Genomic DNA, 17,993 nt, shown 5'->3' on the forward strand with positions numbered 1-17,993 from the left:
CCGCCGGTCTCGGTACAGTGAGAACGTGACCGGCATTCTCGAGTTCGCGGGCAACAACTGGTGGCTGATCTTCCCCATCGGTGGTGTCGTCGGCGGCTGGGCCGGGTCGATCGCGAAGTACAACGAGAAGCGACGCAAGGACAAGATCGAACTCGCTCGCATCAAGGCCGCCGCCCAGGCCGAGCAACTGAAGCTGACCACGACGTCCGTCGAGCAACTCCGCAAGACACTCAAGCAGCACGATGCGCTCAACGAGAAGTGGTTCGCCTACGAACTCGACCTGGCCACGCTCATCGAATATCCGCTCATGACCGACATGCGCGAACCGCTCACCCTCGCCTTCCATCGCGCGCGGGTCCAGGCCGACGACCTGCGCCCGGAGACCCCGCGGCCCGGCGACACCGAGACGACGCTTGCCCCGGCCGACTTCGGCGACTATCGCGAGGCAGTCGGTGAATACGCCGCCGCCTTCGACGCCGCCGAACGCGAGGCACGACGCCGCAAGCAGGCCGGGTTCTCGCCGGTCGAACGCGAAGCCCTCGACCGCGCCCGCAAACTCATCAACATCGCCTCCGACTCCGGTGCCACCGCGGCGGAACGCCAGGCCGCCTACAAGAAGGCGCGCGCCGAACTCGACGGCCTCCTCGACGTCCCGCCCCTCGCTGCCGAACACCTCGAACGCCAGATCGCCGGCGCGCTCGAACGGGGTCGCGGCGACTGAACCGCTGGGTAGATGTCGCCTCTCGTGTCGCCGGGCGATACGAAACGCGACACGTATCGAGCCGGACTCCTACCGCTCCCTGAGGTGCGAGCGCGGACCACCAACCGCTACCTGAGGTGCGAGCTGCGACCACCCACCGCTCCCTGAGGTGCGAGCGAAGCGAGCCACGAAGGGCTGGCGACGTCTCCTCACCAGGCCTTCGTGGCTCGTCGCTGACGCTCCTCGCACCTCAGGCAGCGGAAAGGGTTGCGCGGCTAGGGAACGCGGTGGCCCTCAGGGGGCAGGGGAGGTGTCGCTTACGCTCCTGCGCCTCCCCGGCAGCGGGAAGGTTGCGCGGCTGGGTAACTCGCGGGAGCAGGGACCGTCCGCCCGGTCAACCCGCCTCGATGGCTCCGGTGAACTGACTCTCGTAGAGGCGGCAGTAGGCGCCGCGTGCGGCGAGGAGTTCCTCGTGGTTGCCCTGCTCGACGATGTGACCGTTCTCCATCACGACGATCACGTCGGCATCGCGGACCGTCGAGAGGCGGTGTGCGATCACGAAACTCGTGCGGTCGGTGCGGAGGTTGGCCATCGCCTTCTGGATGAGCAGCTCGGTGCGGGTGTCGACAGAACTGGTCGCCTCGTCGAGGATGAGGATCGTGGGCCGGGCGAGGAAGGCCCGGGCGATCGTGATGAGCTGTCGCTCACCGGCACTGACGCCACCGCCCTCGTCGTCGAGGACCGTGTCGTAGCCGTCGGGGAGGGTGCGGACGAAGTGGTCGACGTGACTCATCCGGGCGGCCTCGAGTACCTCGTCGCGGGACGCAGAGGGATCACCGTAGGCGATGTTGTCGTAGATGGTCCCACCGAACAGCCACGAGTCCTGCAGTACCATGCCGGTGCGCTCGCGGAGGTCGTCGCGGGTCATCTCGGCCGAATCCACGCCGTCGACCCGGATGGTCCCGGAGTCGACATCGTAGAACCGCATGATCAGGTTGACCAGCGTGGTCTTGCCGGCGCCGGTCGGGCCGACGATGGCGACCATGTGTCCGGGACGCGCTGTGAGGGTGAGGTTCTCGATCAGCGGCTTGTCCTCGACATAGCGGAACGAGACGTCGTCGAACTCGATGAGTCCGTGGTCGACCGCAGGCGTCTTCGGGTGCTCCGCATCCGGGATCTGCTCCTCGGCGTCGAGGATGTCGAAGATGCGCTCGGCGGATGCGACGCCGCTCTGCATCAGGTTGATCATCGACCCGATCTGGGTGAGCGGCTGCGTGAACTGGCGCGAGTACTGGATGAACGCCTGCACCTCACCGAGGCTCAGCGAACCCGACGCCACGCGCAGGCCGCCGACGACGGCGACCGCCACATAGTTGAGATTTCCGAGGAACATGATGGTCGGCATGATGACGCCGGAGATGAACTGTGCACGCCAACTCGACTGGTACAACTTCTCGTTGCGCTCGTCGAAGGTCGCCTCGATCTCGCGCTGACGACCGAAGGCGGTCACCAGTTCGTGGCCGGTGAAGGCCTCCTCGACCTGCGCGTTGAGGGCGCCCGTCGACGCCCACTGCGCGGAGAAGTGTGGTTTCGACCGCTTCGCGATGACGGCGGTCGCGATGACGGCCAGCGGGACGGTCGCCACCGCGATCAGCGCGAGCAGCGGCGAGATCCAGATCATCATCACCAGCAGCGCGACGACCGTCAGCACCGAGTTCACGAACTGGGAGATGGTCTGCTGCATGCTCTGCGACAGGTTGTCGAGGTCGTTGGTGACCCGGCTGAGCAACTCGCCACGCGGCATCGTGTCGTAGTACCGCAGCGGCAGGCGATGGACCTTCTCCTCGACCTTCGCGCGAAGGTCCCGAATCGTGTCCACGACGATGATGTTCAGCAGGTACGCGGCCAGCCACGCGAGCCCCGACGCCACGATGTACATCACCAGGGTGATGAGGAGGACTCGACCGACGTCACCGAAATCGACCCCGACACCGGGTGTCACGTCCATGGACGACACCATGTCGGCGAAGGTGTCGTCGCCGCGGTCGCGCAGACCGGCCACTACTTGGTCCTTCGACTGCCCGGCGGGCAGCATGCGACCGATGACGCCGTTGAAGACGAGGTCGGTGGCGTGGCCGAGGACGCGCGGCGCGACGGCCAGCAGGATGACCGAACCGACGATCGAGCTCAACGTCACGGTCATCAGTCCGCGGTACGAACCGAGCTGGGCGACAACCCGTTTGATCGACGGCCAGAACGAGCGTGGTTTGGACTCGGGACCACCGGCGGCCATGGGTCCACCCGGGCGGGTCATGCGCGCTCCTCCATGGCCATCTGCGATTCGGCGATCTCAGCGTAGGTGGGACACGAGGCGAGCAGGGCGTCGTGTGTGCCGATGCCGACGATGCGTCCGCGGTCGAGTACGACGATCTGTTCGGCGTCGACGATGGTCGAGATGCGTTGCGCCACCACGATCACCGACGCATCGCGGGTGGCCGGCCGCAGTGCCGCCCGGAGCTTGGCGTCGGTGGTGAGGTCGAGCGCCGAGAACGAGTCGTCGAACAGGTAGATGGCGGGCCGCCGGACGAGTGCACGGGCTATCGCGAGGCGCTGCCGCTGCCCGCCGGAGACGGTGGTACCGCCCTGTGCGACGCGGGTGTCGAGGCCGTCGGGCATCGCCGAGACGAATTCCTCGGCCTGAGCGATGCGTAGCGCCTCCCAGATCTCGTCGTCGGTGGCGTCGGACTTGCCGTGCAGGATGTTCGACCGGATTGTCCCGGAGAACAGGTACGGGCGCTGCGGGACGAGGCCGACCACCGAACGCAGTTCGTCGGGGTCGAGTCGCTTCACGTCGGTGCCACCGACGCTGACCTTGCCTTCGGTGGCGTCGATGAGCCGGGGCACGAGTCCGAGGAGCGTCGTCTTGCCGGACCCGGTCGACCCGACGATGGCGGTCGTGGTCCCCGGCGTCACGCTGAAGCTGATGCCGCTCAGCACCGGATCGTCGGCGCCGGGGTAGCGGAACTCGGCGGCGTCGAACTCGACGGTGCCGGGATGGCCGGCGAAAGCGATCGGGTCGGCGGGCGGATGCACCGATGTCTCCGTGTCGAGGACCTCGGTGATGCGTTCGGCACAAACCGCAGCGCGCGGCGCCATCATCGCCAGGAACGACGCCATCATCACCGACATGAGGATCTGCATGACGTAGCTCATCAATGCGGTGAGTGCGCCGATCTCGACCTTGCCGTTGGAAACGGCGTGACCGCCGAACCAGATGACCGCGACGATCGTGACGTTCGTGATCACCATGACCAGCGGGAACATCAGCGCCATCAGCTTGCCGACCCGCAGCGTGGCGTCGGCGAGATGGTCGTTGGCGACCCCGAAGCGTTTGCGCTCGTGCTCCTCCCGCACGAAGGCGCGCACCACGCGGATGCCGGTGATCTGTTCGCGCAGAACACGGTTGACCGCGTCGATCCGTTCCTGCATGGCACGGAAACCGGGGATCATGCGTGCGATGACGAGACCCATCGCCAGACCGAGGATCGGCACCGCGACCGCGATGACCCACGACAACGCCGGGGCCTCCCGGATGCCCATCACGATCCCGCCGATGCACATGATGGGCGCCATCACGAGTATCGCGCTGCACATGACGATCAGCATCTGCACTTGCTGGACGTCGTTGGTGGTGCGGGTGATCAGCGACGGCGCGCCGAATGTGCCGACCTCGCGGGCGGAGAACGAGTTGACGCGGTGCAGCAGGTCGCTGCGGATGTCGCGGCCCACCCCGAGAGCGGCCCGCGACCCGAAGAACTGCGCGATGATCGTCGCCACGATCTGCACGACGCTCACCAGCAGCATCCAGCCGCCGATGCGCATGATGTACCCGGTGTCGCCGGTCGCCACGCCGTTGTCGATGATGTCGGCGTTGAGGCTCGGCAGGTACAGCATCGCCGCGGTCGCCACGAACTGCAGCGACACCACCATGACGATGTTGATGCGGTACCGCCGGAGGTACGTGCTGATGAGTTGGGTCAGCATCTCGGCGCCGGGAGCGGGCCGATGGTCGCCGGCGCCGGGAGCGTGGCGAGCGGGCCGATGGTCTCTGCGATCACCTGCGTCAGACTAGTTGCCCCGGCTAAGGGGTGGGAATCGTCTGGCGTGCTCAGCTGCCGAAGAGGGCGACGGCCGCCTCGCCGGTGTGGGTGAGGTAGGTGAACGATTCCTGGAAGTAGAGGTTCACCACGTCGGCGTCGTGCGAGTCGTAGCCGATCGAGACGTCCTGACCGATGGTCAGCTCGAAGTCGCCGCCCCGGGTACTCATGACGAAGGCGCCGCGGATGGCCGGGGCCCACACGATGTCGCCGGTCACCAGTCGCTTGATGTGGTCGCGGATCGGGTAGCCGTGGTTGGACGTCTCGTTGACCTGCGTGTACACCTCTGCCGACATGGCGACCGAGTACGGCCCGTCGACCGAGGCGAGACGCAGGGTGGTGAGTGCCTGGCTGACGGCTTCGGGGTAGTCGCGCACGTCGGCGGGCAGCTGGATCGGGGTCGCGGACGCCTCGGCGCGGATGCCGGTGATCGATGCCGCCGCGTAGCCCTCGAAGATCGCGCGGTCCTCGGCGAGCGCGAGCTGGCGCGCGGCTTCGACGACCGGATCCCAGTCGGCATCTCGGGCTCCGCGGTCGACGTCGTCGATGGCCTCGCGGGAGACGGTGAACGGCACCTTCAGCTCGACCAGCGACTGGGTGCGGCGGATGAAGGCCTGGATGCCGTCGGCCGGGGAGTCGATCTTGCTGCGGTGGCCCAGGGTGACGGCCGCGGTGTCCTGACCCATCGGCCCCTTGACGTCGACGAGTCGGCGGCCTGCGATGTTCCGCTTGAACGACCGGGTGGCCTCCTCCTCGATCTCTGCCCAGGCGGCCTCGGAGATGGGGGCGAGTTCGCGGTGCAGGTTGTTCATGGGGGCCTCCTGGTGCGGTGGTGTCGGGCGGTGGTCGGTCTGTGGCGGGCTAGCGGAGGGAACCGATTCCCAGGGAACCGTCGGCGCGGAGGGCCGGGGTCTGGACGGCCGGTTCGGCGGTGCCGGGCGCGGGCGGCAGATCCTCGAGGAAGTCGAGGGTCGGGGTGAAGAACTGCGACCCGGTGACGGCGGTGGTGAAGTCGAGGAGGCGGTCGTAGGTTCCCGGCGGGTCGCCGATGAACATCTTGCGCAGCATCTCCTCGGTCACCTCGGGGCCGGCGGAGTAGGCGATGTAGAAGGTGCCGTTCTCGCCGTTCCCCGAGACGTCGCCGTAGGGCATGTTGTCGCGGACGACGTCGATCTCCTCGCCGTTCTCGTCCTCGACCTTGTTGAGGGCGATATGGGAGTTGGGTGGCTTCACGTCGTCGGACATCTCGACGTTGTCGAGCTTGGTGCGTCCGATCGCGGCTTCCTGCTCGCTCGTGCTCAGATCGTTCCACGACGACAGGTCGTGGACGTAGCGCTGGATGGCGACATAGCTGCCGCCGGCGAAGTCGGGGTCCTCGTTGCCGACGGTGATGGCGTCGACCGCGGCCTGTCCGACCGGGTTCTCGGTGCCGTCGACGAAGCCGATGAGGTCGCGGAGGTCGAAGTAGCGGAAGCCGTGCACCTCGTCGACGACGGTCACCGCGTCGCCGAGGGCGTCGGTGATCAGGCGTCCGAGCTCGAAGCACAGATCCATCTGATCAGACTTGATGTGGACCAGGAGATCGGCGGGGGTCGCCGGTGCGGTGTGGACCGCGCCCTCGTAGGGGACGAACGGACGCAGCGAACGCGGGCGGGGGCCGTCGAACAACCGGTCCCAGGCGTCGGAACCGATCGAGACGATGCCGGCCAACGCGGCCTCCGGTGCGCGCGAGGACACCGCATTGTTCAGGCCCGGGATCTCCTCCAGCACATCACGAACCGTGTCCTCACCACCGTCGTTGATGGTGAGGACGAGAAAGATCGCCGACTTGGTCTTACGCGTCAGGATCGTCTGCGGCACGGGCACGCCCAATACCCTAGCCGACCCATGTCCGAAATGGGATCGCAGATCGTGCCGTGAAAAAGTAGGGCAGGCAACCCTTTTCGGGACGCCCGGAAAATCTGTGCCCGGATGCCGAGATCAGCTGCGCGCGATGGCCCTTCCGGCCGCACGGCCGGAGAAGATGCACCCACCCAGGAAGGTGCCTTCGAGCGCGTTGTAGCCGTGCACACCGCCGCCGCCGAAACCCGCGACCTCGCCGGCCGCGAACAGACCGTCGAAGGCGCTGCCGTCGGGTCGGAGCACCTGCGAGTCGAGGTTGGTCTCGAGGCCGCCGAGGGTCTTGCGGGTGAGGATGTTGAGCCGCACCGCGATCAGCGGGCCGTGCGCGGGGTCGAGGATGCGGTGGGGCTTGGCCACCCGAACGATCTTGTCGCCGATGAACTGTCGCGCGTTGTTGATCGCCATCAGCTGGGCGTCCTTGGAGAACTTGTTCTCCACGTCGGCGTCGCGGGCCGAGATGACGCGCTCGATGTGCGCGAGGTCGAGTTCGGGACCTCGGGCGATCGCGTTCATCCCGCTGACCAGTTCGGGCAGGTTGTCGGCGACCACGAAGTCGATGCCGTTGCGCACGAACGCATCCACCGGCCCGGCGGCGCCCTTGGCGAGCCGGCTCTTCGCGGCCAGCTTGAGGTCCTTGGAGGTGATGTCGGGATTCTGTTCGGAACCCGACAGCATGAACTCCTTCTCGACGATGGTCTGCGTGAGGATGAACCACGAGTAGTCGTGGCCGGCGGCGAGGATCGCCTTCATCGTCGAGTTCGTGTCGAAGCCGGGGAAGTTCGGCGGCGCGAGGCGGTTTCCGTTGGCGTCGAGCCACAGCGACGAGGGTCCCGGGATGATCCGGATGGCGTGGTCGGGCCAGATCGGGTCCCAGTTGTGGATGCCCTCGGTGTAGTGCCACATGCGGTCGCGGTTGACGATGCTCGCGCCGGCATCCTCGCTGATTCCCAGCATGCGACCGTCGACGTGCGCCGGGACGCCGGAGATCATCGTCTGCGGTGCGGGACCGAGACGATCGACCGGCCAGTTCTTGCGGATGAGGTCGTGGTTGTGCCCGATGCCGCCGGACGTCACGATGACAGCTCCCGCGCGAATCTCGAAGTCGCCCACCACTTCGCGGTTCGACGCCTTGCCGCGTTCGAGGTCGGTCGGGGCGAGCGTGGCCCCCCGCACGCCCACGGCGACACCGTCTTCGACGACGAGCTCGTCGACGCGATGGCGGAACCGGAACTCGACGAGACCGCGCTTCTCGGCCTCGAGGACCGGCTCGGCGAAGATCCGGACGACCTCCGGGCCGGTGCCCCAGGTGAGGTGGAAACGTGGCACGGAATTGCCGTGCCCGTCGGCGAATCCGCCGCCGCGCTCGGCCCAGCCGACGACCGGGGTGATGCGCAGACCGAGATCGTGCAGGTACTGCCGCTTCTCGGTGGCCGCGAAGTCGACGTACGCCCGCGCCCACTGACGCGGCCAGTAGTCCTCGTCGTCGCGGTCGAAGCCCGCCGACCCCATCCAGTCCTGCAGGGCGAGGTCGGCGGAGTCGGAGATGCCGAGCCGGCGCTGTTCGGGGGTGTCCACCATGAACAACCCGCCCAGCGACCAGAAGGCCTGCCCGCCAAGGTTGTTGCGGTTCTCCTGATCGACGACCACCACGCGGCGGCCGGCCTTGGTGAGCTCGTATGTCGCGACCAGACCAGCCAGACCCGCACCGACGACCACCGCGTCGGCCACCTGCTTCGTCACGACAACTCCTCACCGCGTCGATGTGCCGCCTGTCCCCACCCGGACATGCGATCCCGAGAGAACATTAGCGCCGCGTCACACCGCGATGTCGGCGTACCGGTGGAACCACGGCGCGGCGTTCTCGAGGGAGGCGGCGAGCGCCAGGAGGTCACCGTCGGCGCCCACGCGGCCGACGAACTGGACCCCGAGCGGGAGCCCGGTCCCGGTCCAGTGCAGGGGCACGCTGATCGCCGGGCGTCCGGTCATGTTCGCCAGCTGTGTGTACGGCACCCAGCCGAGGTTCTCTTCGACGAGCTGGTCGACGATCCCCACCCGTGACATCACCTTGCCGATGCGGGCGCGGGCCGCGAGCCGCGCCGCCTGCTGGAGGAGGGGCGGGGTCGTCATCGACCCGACAGCCGGCGGCGGAACGGCGAGGGTCGGGGTCAGCAGCAGGTCGTGGGTCTCGTGGAAGCGTTCGAGAGCACGTACGTGGTGGTTGACGTGGTCGAGCGCGCGGAAGAGCGGCACCACCCCGGCGGCCCGGCCGATCTCGGCGAGGGCGAGCGTGTCGGCCTCGAAGTCGGCGTCCCCGGCGCCGGACAGGCGGCGGGCCTCGTCGACCTGGGCGGCTGCCTTGGCGAACCAGATTTCCAGGAAGTCGCGGGCCAGTTCCGCGTCGTCGTGCGGTGGGTCCACCTCTTCGACCTGGTGGCCGAGTTCGGTGAGCAGCTTCGCGGCGTGCTCGACGGCCGCGACCGCTTCGGGATGCGGTGCCGGGTTGATGGCCGAACGTGTGGTGAAACCGATCCGCAGCAGCCGTGGCGGAGAAGCGATCCGCGTCGTGAACGACTCGGTGTGGAGGGGAGCGGGATAGGTCGACGACGCGGTGGGGCCGATGATCGCGTCGTAGAGGGCGGCCGCGTCGCGCACCGTGCGGGTCACGACACCCTCGACGCCCATCCCGAAGAGCGGCTCGCCGGTGGCAGGCCCGAACGGCATCAGGCCGCGCGACGCCTTGAGTCCGACGAGCCCGGTGCACGCAGCCGGGATGCGGATGGAGCCGCCGCCGTCGTTCGCGCCCGCCGCGGGCACGATGCCCGCGGCCACTGCTGCGGCGCTGCCTCCGGACGAGCCGCCGGGCGTCACGTCGAGGTTCCAGGGGTTGCGCGCCGGACCCCACAGGACCGATTCGGTGATCGCCTTGGAACCGAACTCCGGGGTGTTGGTCTTGCCGAAGACGACCAGCCCCGCATCGAGGAAACGCTGGACGACCGTCGCGTGCTCGGTGGCGACGTGCCGCGCCAGCGACCGGGAGCCGCGCGTCGTCGGATAGCCGCGGTAGTCCTGGGCGAGGTCTTTGATCAGGAAGGGGACCCCGGCGAACGGTCCGGTCAGCTCCGTGCGGGCCCGGTGATCGGCCTCGGCCTCGATCGGGATGACGATCGCGTTCAGGCCGGGGTTCACCGCGGCGGCACGGGCCCGTGCCAGCTCGAGGAGCTCGGCTGCCGTGACCTCGCCCGATGCGACGAGCCCGGCGAGGGTGGTCGCGTCCGCCCCGAGGTATTCACCCATGTTCACGGCCCCGACCCTAGTGAGTGCGGGGCCGGGCCGCGGCCGGGTTGGCCGATACGCCCGCCCAGGAGATCGAACCGATTCCCACATCACCGTTAACCACCCAAACGAATAACGGTGCGGTCGCGGCAATTTCGTTCGTTCGAAGGGGAGAATCGGACAGTTGTGCCGCGTATGGCCCATATGAGCTGTTCACAATGGGCCAAATGTGACACGCACCACTGCCCGTCGGCGTCACGAAGCCCGATCCAGCCTTTGCCGCGACGTTATCGTGCCGTTACACTTCTCGACGACGGGTACCGCTCCTGACGGGGATCAATAGAATCCCCCTACGTACGACTTCGCAGTACCCGGTAGGCAAGACCCAGAAGCGGCCGACTCCGGCCGAGATCCAAAGGAAAACTGACGAATGCTGACTCGCGCCCGTAAGCGCCTCGTCGCCGGACTCGTGGCTCTCGTGGCCTTGTCAGGTGCCACGCTGGTCGCAGCTCCGCCGGCGTCCGCAGCCAATGGTTGCAACGTCGAATACGTTCGCTCGAACGCCATGAATCGGACCGTGCCCGTGTGCATCGTCTCGGCCGGTGGCGGCGGACCGAAGCCGACGCTGTACCTCCTCGACGGCCTGCGTGCCCCCAACAACAACAGCGGTTGGCTCATCAACACCGATGTCGCCCGCTACATGGCCGGCAAGGGCACGAACGTCGCCATCCCGTTCGGCGGCGGCGGCAGCTTCTACACCGACTGGCAGTCCTACGACCCCAAGCTCGGCAACAACAAGTGGGAGACCTTCCTGACCCGCGAGCTGCCGCGCCACATGGCCGCCCGCCACGGCAGCGACAACCGTCGCAACGGCATCGCCGGTCTGTCGATGTCGGGTACCTCGGCGCTCAACCTCGCGTCGCGCCACCCGGGCTTCTACAAGGCGGTCGCCTCCTACAGTGGCTACCCGACGGTCACCATGCCGGGCTTCACCCAGGGCATCCAGGCCTCGGTCATCGAGATGGGCGGCAACCCCACCAACATGTGGGGCTTCTACCCGGCCGGCAGCTGGTTCCAGAACGACCCGTTCCTGAGCGCGGGCAACCTGGCCGGCAAGCACGTCTACATCTCCTCCGGTAGCGGCGTCGGCAGCAAGTACGACTCTTCGGTCAACCCGACCAGCGCCAACTTCGACCCGGTCAAGTTCGCGCAGATGATCCCGCTGGAGGTTGCCGCGTCGACCAGCAGCCAGCTGTACGTTGGCCGCGTCGCGCTCGTCCCGGGCGTCAAGCTCACCACCCGGATCACCCCGGACGGTGCGCACTGGTGGGACTACTGGCAGAACACCTTCAAGGAGTCGTGGGTCAAGACCTTCCGCCCGGCGTTCTTCTGAGCCGAGTAGACGGTCTCGCAACTCCATAGAGACACGGCAAGGGCCGGTGACCTTCGGGTCACCGGCCCTTGTTGTTGTGCGGGATCCCGACTGCCGAACCTCAACTCGACCGGGGTGGCGTCGATCGAAGTCTGCCGGTCGGGGTGACGTCGACTGCGTTAGGTGGGCGACGGTGTCTCACGAGCCCTTCGTGGCTCGTCGCTATCGCTCCTCGCACCTCAGGGAGCAGAAGGCTCGTCGCTATCGCTCCTCGCACCTCAGGGAGCAGAAGGGGCGTCGCTATCGCTCCTCGCACCTCAGGGAGCGAGGGGGCGTCGCTATCGCGACTCCGTCAGGACAGCTGACGCGGATCGTGTCGCCAAACGGCACCTTTCGCGACATCTGAGACCAGGACGAAAACACCGCGGGCGCATCCGGTGTTCCGGATGCGCCCGCGGTGGTCGTTTACAGCAGCTGGGTCCTACTCGGGCGGGGGCTGCTTGCGGAAGGAGCGGGTCGACGAGTCGTCGGCCGGCGGTTCACCGCCGTCGACCTTCGGGATCTGTTCGGTCGGACGCTCCCACGGGTTGCCGGCCGACGACGCGGTACCGGCCGCCGGTGCGTCCCGCTTGATCATGGAGGTCCGACGCTCATCAGCGGCGGGCGCGGTGGCAGCCGGGCCTGCGGTGGCCACGGCGGCGTCGTCGTCGCGACGACCGCGGAGGAACATGAAGACCGCCAGGGCCAGCATGATCACGCCGAGCACGCCGAGCACGATCGGCAGCCAGAAACCCAGGAGGTTCAGCTGCGTGACGTAACCGCTGGCGGTGTCGGCCTGCTTGGCGACGATCCCGTCGCTCCACTTGAAGGTGCCCTTGAGCGCGTCCATGCGGAAATTGCGCACGACCTCGGGGTTGGACTCGCTCTGGTCGGGCGACTTGAAGTACTGGTGCTGATCCTCACGGCCGTCGACGATGGTGCCGGTGATCGGCTCGACGTAGACGTGGCGCACGGCCGAAGCGTGGCGGTGCATCGTGATCGGATCGTTCGGGCGGACACCCGGGCCGCTGATGCCCCACCACTTGGCCGGCATCGTCAGCATGGTGCCGAGGGCGGCCTCGCCCTGTGCGTTCGGCAGGCTCGACAGGTCCTTCTCCGGGACGTCGCAGGCGAAGTGAAGGGTCTTGATGCCCTTGATCTCGACCTCTTCCTGGAACTTCGCGTCGCAGTCCTGGCGGGTGTTGAGGTCGTAGTACAGGTAGTCGCGCTGCTGGACGTCGAAGCCGAACTTGTACTGGAAGCCCTTGCGGTTGTCGAGGGCGACCGAGACGTCGTTCACGTTGCCGCCCGGCGGCACGGCCTCGAGCTGCAGCGAGCTGACGGCACCGTTGGGGACCGACGTCTTCCGGTTCACCGACACGTGGTCGATGGTCGCGGTGAGCAAGCCGTCCTTACAGGTACGGGTCTCGCCGGCGGCGGCGACGGTGGGCTCGGTCTCCTGGCCGTCGGCGTCGCGGATGCGGTCGATCAGAACGGTCTGCGCGGACTGCAGAGTCGCCTGGCGGCTGTCCGACGGCTCGACGATGACCGAGCGGCGCTGCTGCGTCAGATGTGCCTCGAACGTGCGGGCACGATCCTCGGACACCGAGCAACGGTCGAAGATCACCGCCGGGAAGCGGTCGCCGGTGGAGCCGTCGGCGGCGACGGTCGTCGCATCCGAGGTGATGTCGAGGTCGAGCGGCACCACCTTCAGCGTCGGCACCAGGTACAGCGGGATGGCAATGGCGACCGCGAGGAACGCGGCCCCAAAGAAGGCCAGCAGTGCCGGCACGAAACGTCTCATGTGTGACTCCTGTGAATCAGCAGCGTAATCGGTATCACCCTAGCGGGCGTCTCGCATTCCGTACGCGTCAGTAGGCCCGACATGCCGGGATTTGCGATCGTGCATCAGTTCGTGCGGGCCCGATCGTCGCGCCGATCGCGTTCGGCCTCCTTCAGGATGCCGGCCATGTACCCGTAGATCTCCTTGTCCGACATGGCTTTCCACCTCGGGGCCAGGAGTTTCATGTACTTCTCGACATACAGCAGTTGTTTGCCGACGAGGACCAGTTCGCGGGGGAGGCGGGCGTCGTGGGCCTTGGCCACGGCGGCGAGCTGTCGGCCCAGGTCGGTGTAGGACATCGAGCCCAGGTCGGTCGTCGACAGCGGGGTCGTCACCTTCTTGATGTCCTCGGCGCCCTTGGCCGTCGACCCGGGCTTGTGCACGGCGCCGAGAAGGAAGATGGCGCGACCTGCGGATTCGTAGTCCGCGCGAACCACCAGGTCGACGACGAGCTGACGAAGGATGCGACGGGTGCGGGGCGTGAACCGTCCGACGATGCCGAAGTCGAGCAGCACGATCTTCCCGGCATCGTCGACGAGGACGTTCCCGGCGTGGAGGTCGCCGTGGAAGAGGCCGCCGTGGAATGCCGAGTCGAGCAGCGACAGCAGCAGATTGCGGCACAGCGCGACGCCGTCGTGGCCGGCCGCCCGAACCGCCGCGGCGTCGTCGATCCGGACCGCGTGGATGCGCTCCATCGTCAGCACGCGCGGCGTCGTGAACTCGTCGTAGACGCGCGGGACGCGAACGCGGTCGCCGAAGGGGCCCGGCTGCAGGCACTCGAACCACTCGCGCATGGTGTCGGCCTCGATCCGGAAGTCGAGTTCGGCGTCCAGGCCGGCCGCGAAGTCCTCGACGACGTGGCGCGCGCTGAGCATCCGGCCGTACTCGGAGATCTCGACGAGACCGGCTATCCGCTCGAGGATCGCGACGTCGGGTGCCAGGCGGTCGGCGATCCCGGGCCGCTGGATCTTCACGACCACCTCTTCGCCGCTGTGCAGGACCGCCGTGTGGACCTGCGCGATGGACGCCGAGGCGATCGGCACCGGGTCGAACTGTGCGAACACCTCTTCGGGCGGTCGGCCGAGTTCGGCGACGAACTGTGCGCGCATGGCGTCGGGATCGGCCGGCTTCACGCGATCGAGCAGCGTCTCGAACTCCGAGGAGAGAGCGTCGGAGAAGACACCGGGGCTGGACGCGATGAGCTGCCCGAGCTTCACGTAGGTCGGGCCGAGATGCTCGAAGGTGGAGCGCAGTTCATGGGCGGCGCGCGCAGCACTGGGTGCGCGGCCGCGTAGAACGTCGCCTGCAGTGTGGAGGACGAACCGACCGAGGCCCGCAGCCGCGTGTGCAGTGGTCGTCCCGAATCGCGTGACCTCGGCGATGGGCGACACCGGATGCAACTGCGTGCGCCGGCCGTCGTCGACCGAGCTGTTGATAGTCACCGTCGGCCATTGTAACGATCATCGATGTCCGATCCAGTGTCTCGGCGGGCTACGGCGACCCCCCCGACGTGCCCTTGTGGCGGAGATCCACAGACGACGGCAGACTTGTGCGGTGCCGATCCATGCGCTCTCGCGCATCGGTCCCTCGACCGCGAACGTTGTCGACACCTCGAACATCCACCCCTAGGAGATCCCGTATGCCCACGACGGTCAACGCGTACATAGCCACGGCAGCAGATCGCCCGCTCGAACCGACCACGATCGAGCGCCGCGACCTCGGCCCGAACGACGTCGAGATCGCCATTGCCTACGCCGGCATCTGCCACTCCGACATCCACACGGCCCGAAACGAGTGGAACGGCACCACGTTCCCGGTGGTGCCGGGTCACGAGATCGCCGGTACGGTCTCGGCCGTCGGCGAAGGCGTCACCCGCTACGCCGTCGGCGACCGCGTCGGCGTCGGCTGCTTCGTCGACTCTTGCCGCGAATGCGAGCCGTGCCGCCTCGGCGAGGAGCAGTACTGCGAGCGGGGAAACACCGGAACGTACAACGCGGTCGGGCGCGACGGGCAGCGCACCCATGGCGGGTACAGCACGTCCATCGTCGTCGACGAGAACTATGTCTGCCGCATCCCGGAGGGCATCGCGCTCGACGTGGCGGCTCCGCTGCTGTGTGCGGGCATCACGCTGTATTCGCCGCTGCGGCACTGGGAGGCGGGTCCAGGTAAGAAGGTGGCCATCGTCGGGCTCGGCGGCCTCGGGCACGTCGGAGTCAAGATCGCGCACGCACTGGGCGCGGAGGTGACTGTCTTGTCGCAGTCGCTGAAGAAGATGGAGGACGGGCTGCGCCTGGGGGCCGACCACTACTACGCGACGAGTGATCCGCAGACCTTCCGCGAGCTGCGGGGGCGGTTCGACCTCATCCTCAACACCGTCTCTGCCAACCTCGACATCGGGAAATACCTCGGAATGCTCGCTCTCGACGGCACGCTCGTCGAACTCGGTCTGCCCGAACACCCGATCGAGGTCCCGGCCGGGGCACTGATCGGCAAGCGCCGCAGCTTCTCCGGGTCGATGATCGGCGGAATCGCCCAGACCCAGGAGATGCTCGACTTCTGCGCCGAGCACGGTATCGGTGCCGAGATCGAGGTGATCTCCGCGGACAAGATCAACGAGGCCTATGACCGGGTGGTCGCCTCGGACGTGCGCTACCGCTTCGTGATCGACACCGCCACGCTCTGATCGGGCTCACTTCCGACGATGCGTCTCCGGCCCGGCCCCGCTCATCCGGCGGCCGGGCCGAATGTTTGATGTACTCCTTGCTGGGAATCCGAACACCGAACATCCCGCACCAACCTCGAGGAGGCGGCCGCGCATGACCACAACGGAACTCGCGCCGGTCGAACAACGTACCGATGCTCCGCGACACGCCGAGCTGCCCATTCCGCACGACGGGGCGAGCGCGCTGATCGCGCCCTGTCGCAACGGGATTCAGCGCACGAGAACCTCGACGATCCTTCCGGACCGTCGAGGAACGGATCGGATCTCAGAACACCATCACGATGAGGCCGATGATGATCGCGATCATCGCGATGACCAGCAGCCCGACGCCCAGAAATGCGCCGACCCCGCCGGCCGGGAAGTGTTTGGTCCGATCGGGTTGTTCGTGCGAAAGGCCTGACGTCTGAGGGGTGTCGGGAGGGGTGTCGCCGGGGGCGACGCCGCCACCGGCCTCGAGGTCGGGTGTCTCTTCCGGTGCCGGGTCCATGGATCCGCGTGATTCATCTGTCATGACGGTCGCATACCCGGGGCACCGGTGGCCCACACCTCGGTCCTGATCGGCGGCCGTCCGGCGGCGTTTGGAAGCCGTCCCTACCGGGAAACCGGACATCAGACGGATACCCGAAACGGATTGGTGGTGAGAGCCCTACATGTCCGAAGAGTTGCCGATGGAGCCGGCCGAGACCGGCACACCGGACCAGACCCCGGACGACGCCCGCCGCGAGGTCGACGAACTCGAAGCAGAGCACGTCGACGAACCCGACGAGAAGGCGGCGTCGGCTGAACCGACCTCTGCATCCGACGACGAGGACGACCTCGAGTCCCCTGCGTCCGGCGCCCCGGAGCCGCCGGACTGATTCCTGCCACCGCACCGTCGGTGGATTCCACAACCGTCGAGCGCCAGGAGGGCAGGAGTATCTCGAGTCTGCGCATGGTGGCCGAACACGGGTTGCCCGAGAACCTGATCACCAACGGGGAGGATCGGATTCGCGGCATCGCCGAGCGCTTCGGCATGGACTACTGCGGAGTCACGATCACCCGTGACACAACTCTCCAGATGACCCCGCGTGGTGACCTGGAGACCGTCTGGGGATCCGATCGCATCCCGGACGAGGTCGTGGTGTTCGTGACGGAGATGCCCCGCCTGTTCAGTCGGCGCGACGATGACGGCCGTTCCCGGGACAGTGTTGTTCTGGCGGAACTCGACCGCGAACGCGGCGCCGCGGTGATCTCCCTGCCTGCACTCGGTCCCTCGCCCCGCCGACGTCTGGGCAAACTGATCGCGACGGTCGTGTCCTCGCTCGAGGAGTCCTCCACCGAGCCGTTCGAGCGGGCTCGCGGACTACTCGTCGAGCGGGATGGTGAGACGGAATATGTGGTGGCCCAGGGGTTTTCCTCACGGGCGCTGTTGACCGCGGGAATGGTCCGCGGCAACCGGCCCTGGCGTCTGATACCGACGCTCACGGGCATGACGGCGGCCGCGGCCGCGGCGGCGTCGTTCGGTGTCTTCTTCTCCACCATCTGGTCGATGGCCAACGCGCTGAGCCCGTGGCGTCTGGCCGCCATCTCGGTTCTGTCGATGGTCCTGGCGGCACTCTGGCTGATCGTCAACAACCGCCTGTGGGAGAAGACCACCGACACCTACCGGCCCCGCGCCCGCCTCTACAACACGGCCACGGTCTGCACCGTCGTCTTCAGTGCGGTGGTCCTCTACGTCGGTTTGTTCCTCGCGGTCCTCGTCGCCGCGATGACCGTCATCGACGAGACCTTCCTGTCCTCGCAACTCGGATTCGAAGCGGGACTGCACAATTACCTCAATCTGGCCTGGCTGGCGACCTCGATGGGGATCTTCGCCGGTGCGTTGGGGTCCAGTGCCGACAGCCACGACGACGTGCTCCGCGCGACGTACGGTTACCGGGAACGCCTGCGACGCCGGGCGGCGGAGTCGTCGCGAAGCGACGAGATGAGCGAATCACGCTGACGAC

14 protein-coding genes are annotated in these 17,993 nt (G+C 67.4%); 5 read left to right on the forward strand and 9 right to left on the reverse strand.

Annotated features, from left to right (window positions below; genetic code table 11):
- Nucleotides 1-25: 25 nt before the first annotated feature.
- Complete coding sequence (locus tag GONAM_RS20485) at nt 26-721, forward strand: hypothetical protein (protein WP_040537129.1); 696 nt, start codon at nt 26-28, stop codon at nt 719-721.
- A gap of 373 nt (nt 722-1,094) precedes the next feature.
- On the opposite strand, the gene GONAM_RS20490 is transcribed toward GONAM_RS20485, so the two are convergent.
- From GONAM_RS20490 to GONAM_RS20515, 6 genes are all read right to left on the reverse strand, one after another.
- Entirely contained in the window at nt 1,095-3,014 is a 1,920-nt protein-coding gene (locus GONAM_RS20490; RefSeq protein WP_006868664.1) for an ABC transporter ATP-binding protein, read from the reverse strand.
- On the reverse strand, nt 3,011-4,744 hold the full coding sequence (locus GONAM_RS20495) for an ABC transporter ATP-binding protein (protein WP_006868665.1): 1,734 nt from the start codon (nt 4,742-4,744) through the stop codon (nt 3,011-3,013). The genes GONAM_RS20490 and GONAM_RS20495 overlap by 4 nt, the downstream gene beginning before the upstream one ends.
- A gap of 124 nt (nt 4,745-4,868) precedes the next feature.
- Nucleotides 4,869-5,669, reverse strand: a complete 801-nt coding sequence (locus GONAM_RS20500) for a family 1 encapsulin nanocompartment shell protein (RefSeq protein WP_006868666.1) — start codon at nt 5,667-5,669, stop codon at nt 4,869-4,871.
- 49 nt (nt 5,670-5,718) lie between these two features.
- Nucleotides 5,719-6,723, reverse strand: a complete 1,005-nt coding sequence (locus GONAM_RS20505) for a Dyp-type peroxidase (protein ID WP_006868667.1) — start codon at nt 6,721-6,723, stop codon at nt 5,719-5,721.
- Between the two features lie 114 nt (nt 6,724-6,837).
- Nucleotides 6,838-8,499, reverse strand: a complete 1,662-nt coding sequence (locus GONAM_RS20510; protein WP_006868668.1) for an FAD-binding dehydrogenase — start codon at nt 8,497-8,499, stop codon at nt 6,838-6,840.
- 75 nt (nt 8,500-8,574) lie between these two features.
- Entirely contained in the window at nt 8,575-10,053 is a 1,479-nt protein-coding gene (locus GONAM_RS20515; protein WP_040537099.1) for an amidase, read from the reverse strand.
- Nucleotides 10,054-10,462: 409 nt separating this feature from the next.
- Between GONAM_RS20515 and GONAM_RS20520 the strand changes: the two genes are divergently transcribed.
- Nucleotides 10,463-11,425: an alpha/beta hydrolase gene (locus GONAM_RS20520; RefSeq protein WP_006868670.1), complete on the forward strand. Its 963-nt coding sequence runs from the start codon at nt 10,463-10,465 to the stop codon at nt 11,423-11,425.
- Between the two features lie 460 nt (nt 11,426-11,885).
- On the opposite strand, the gene pgfA is transcribed toward GONAM_RS20520, so the two are convergent.
- Both pgfA and GONAM_RS20530 read right to left on the reverse strand, forming a co-directional pair.
- Nucleotides 11,886-13,247, reverse strand: coding sequence for a cell envelope lipid trafficking protein PgfA (gene pgfA / locus GONAM_RS20525; protein ID WP_006868672.1), 1,362 nt, complete (start codon nt 13,245-13,247; stop codon nt 11,886-11,888).
- A 104-nt stretch (nt 13,248-13,351) separates the two neighbouring features.
- Nucleotides 13,352-14,728: an ABC1 kinase family protein gene (locus GONAM_RS20530; RefSeq protein WP_006868673.1), complete on the reverse strand. Its 1,377-nt coding sequence runs from the start codon at nt 14,726-14,728 to the stop codon at nt 13,352-13,354.
- Between the two features lie 197 nt (nt 14,729-14,925).
- Between GONAM_RS20530 and GONAM_RS20535 the strand changes: the two genes are divergently transcribed.
- Nucleotides 14,926-15,969 (forward strand): NAD(P)-dependent alcohol dehydrogenase, encoded by a 1,044-nt coding sequence (locus GONAM_RS20535; RefSeq protein WP_006868674.1) that lies wholly within the window; start codon nt 14,926-14,928, stop codon nt 15,967-15,969.
- Between the two features lie 304 nt (nt 15,970-16,273).
- Here the strand turns inward: GONAM_RS20535 and GONAM_RS20540 are convergent, their stop codons facing one another.
- Nucleotides 16,274-16,519, reverse strand: coding sequence for a DUF6480 family protein (locus GONAM_RS20540; RefSeq protein ID WP_040537130.1), 246 nt, complete (start codon nt 16,517-16,519; stop codon nt 16,274-16,276).
- Between the two features lie 139 nt (nt 16,520-16,658).
- Here GONAM_RS20540 and GONAM_RS20545 point away from each other — a divergent pair, with 139 nt between their 5' ends.
- Together GONAM_RS20545 and GONAM_RS20550 are read left to right on the forward strand one after the other, a co-directional pair.
- Nucleotides 16,659-16,865 (forward strand): hypothetical protein, encoded by a 207-nt coding sequence (locus tag GONAM_RS20545; protein WP_006868676.1) that lies wholly within the window; start codon nt 16,659-16,661, stop codon nt 16,863-16,865.
- A gap of 74 nt (nt 16,866-16,939) precedes the next feature.
- On the forward strand, nt 16,940-17,989 hold the full coding sequence (locus GONAM_RS20550) for a hypothetical protein (protein ID WP_006868677.1): 1,050 nt from the start codon (nt 16,940-16,942) through the stop codon (nt 17,987-17,989).
- Nucleotides 17,990-17,993 lie beyond the last annotated feature (4 nt).

Origin of the sequence: Gordonia namibiensis NBRC 108229 (assembly GCF_000298235.1) — a bacterium.
In the GTDB taxonomy this organism is placed as follows: domain Bacteria; phylum Actinomycetota; class Actinomycetes; order Mycobacteriales; family Mycobacteriaceae; genus Gordonia; species Gordonia namibiensis.

Bases quoted from the DNA above. Each gene is read 5' to 3' on its own strand.
- GONAM_RS20490 (WP_006868664.1), bottom strand. From the start codon at position 3,014: ATGACCCGCCCGGGTGGACCCATGGCCGCCGGTGGTCCCGAGTCCAAA.
- GONAM_RS20495 (WP_006868665.1), bottom strand. From the start codon at position 4,744: ATGCTGACCCAACTCATCAGCACGTACCTCCGGCGGTACCGCATCAAC.
- GONAM_RS20500 (WP_006868666.1), bottom strand. From the start codon at position 5,669: ATGAACAACCTGCACCGCGAACTCGCCCCCATCTCCGAGGCCGCCTGG.
- GONAM_RS20515 (WP_040537099.1), bottom strand. From the start codon at position 10,053: ATGGGTGAATACCTCGGGGCGGACGCGACCACCCTCGCCGGGCTCGTC.
- GONAM_RS20520 (WP_006868670.1), top strand. From the start codon at position 10,463: ATGCTGACTCGCGCCCGTAAGCGCCTCGTCGCCGGACTCGTGGCTCTC.
- pgfA (WP_006868672.1), bottom strand. From the start codon at position 13,247: ATGAGACGTTTCGTGCCGGCACTGCTGGCCTTCTTTGGGGCCGCGTTC.
- GONAM_RS20535 (WP_006868674.1), top strand. From the start codon at position 14,926: ATGCCCACGACGGTCAACGCGTACATAGCCACGGCAGCAGATCGCCCG.
- GONAM_RS20540 (WP_040537130.1), bottom strand. From the start codon at position 16,519: ATGACAGATGAATCACGCGGATCCATGGACCCGGCACCGGAAGAGACA.
- GONAM_RS20545 (WP_006868676.1), top strand. From the start codon at position 16,659: ATGTCCGAAGAGTTGCCGATGGAGCCGGCCGAGACCGGCACACCGGAC.
- GONAM_RS20550 (WP_006868677.1), top strand. From the start codon at position 16,940: ATGGTGGCCGAACACGGGTTGCCCGAGAACCTGATCACCAACGGGGAG.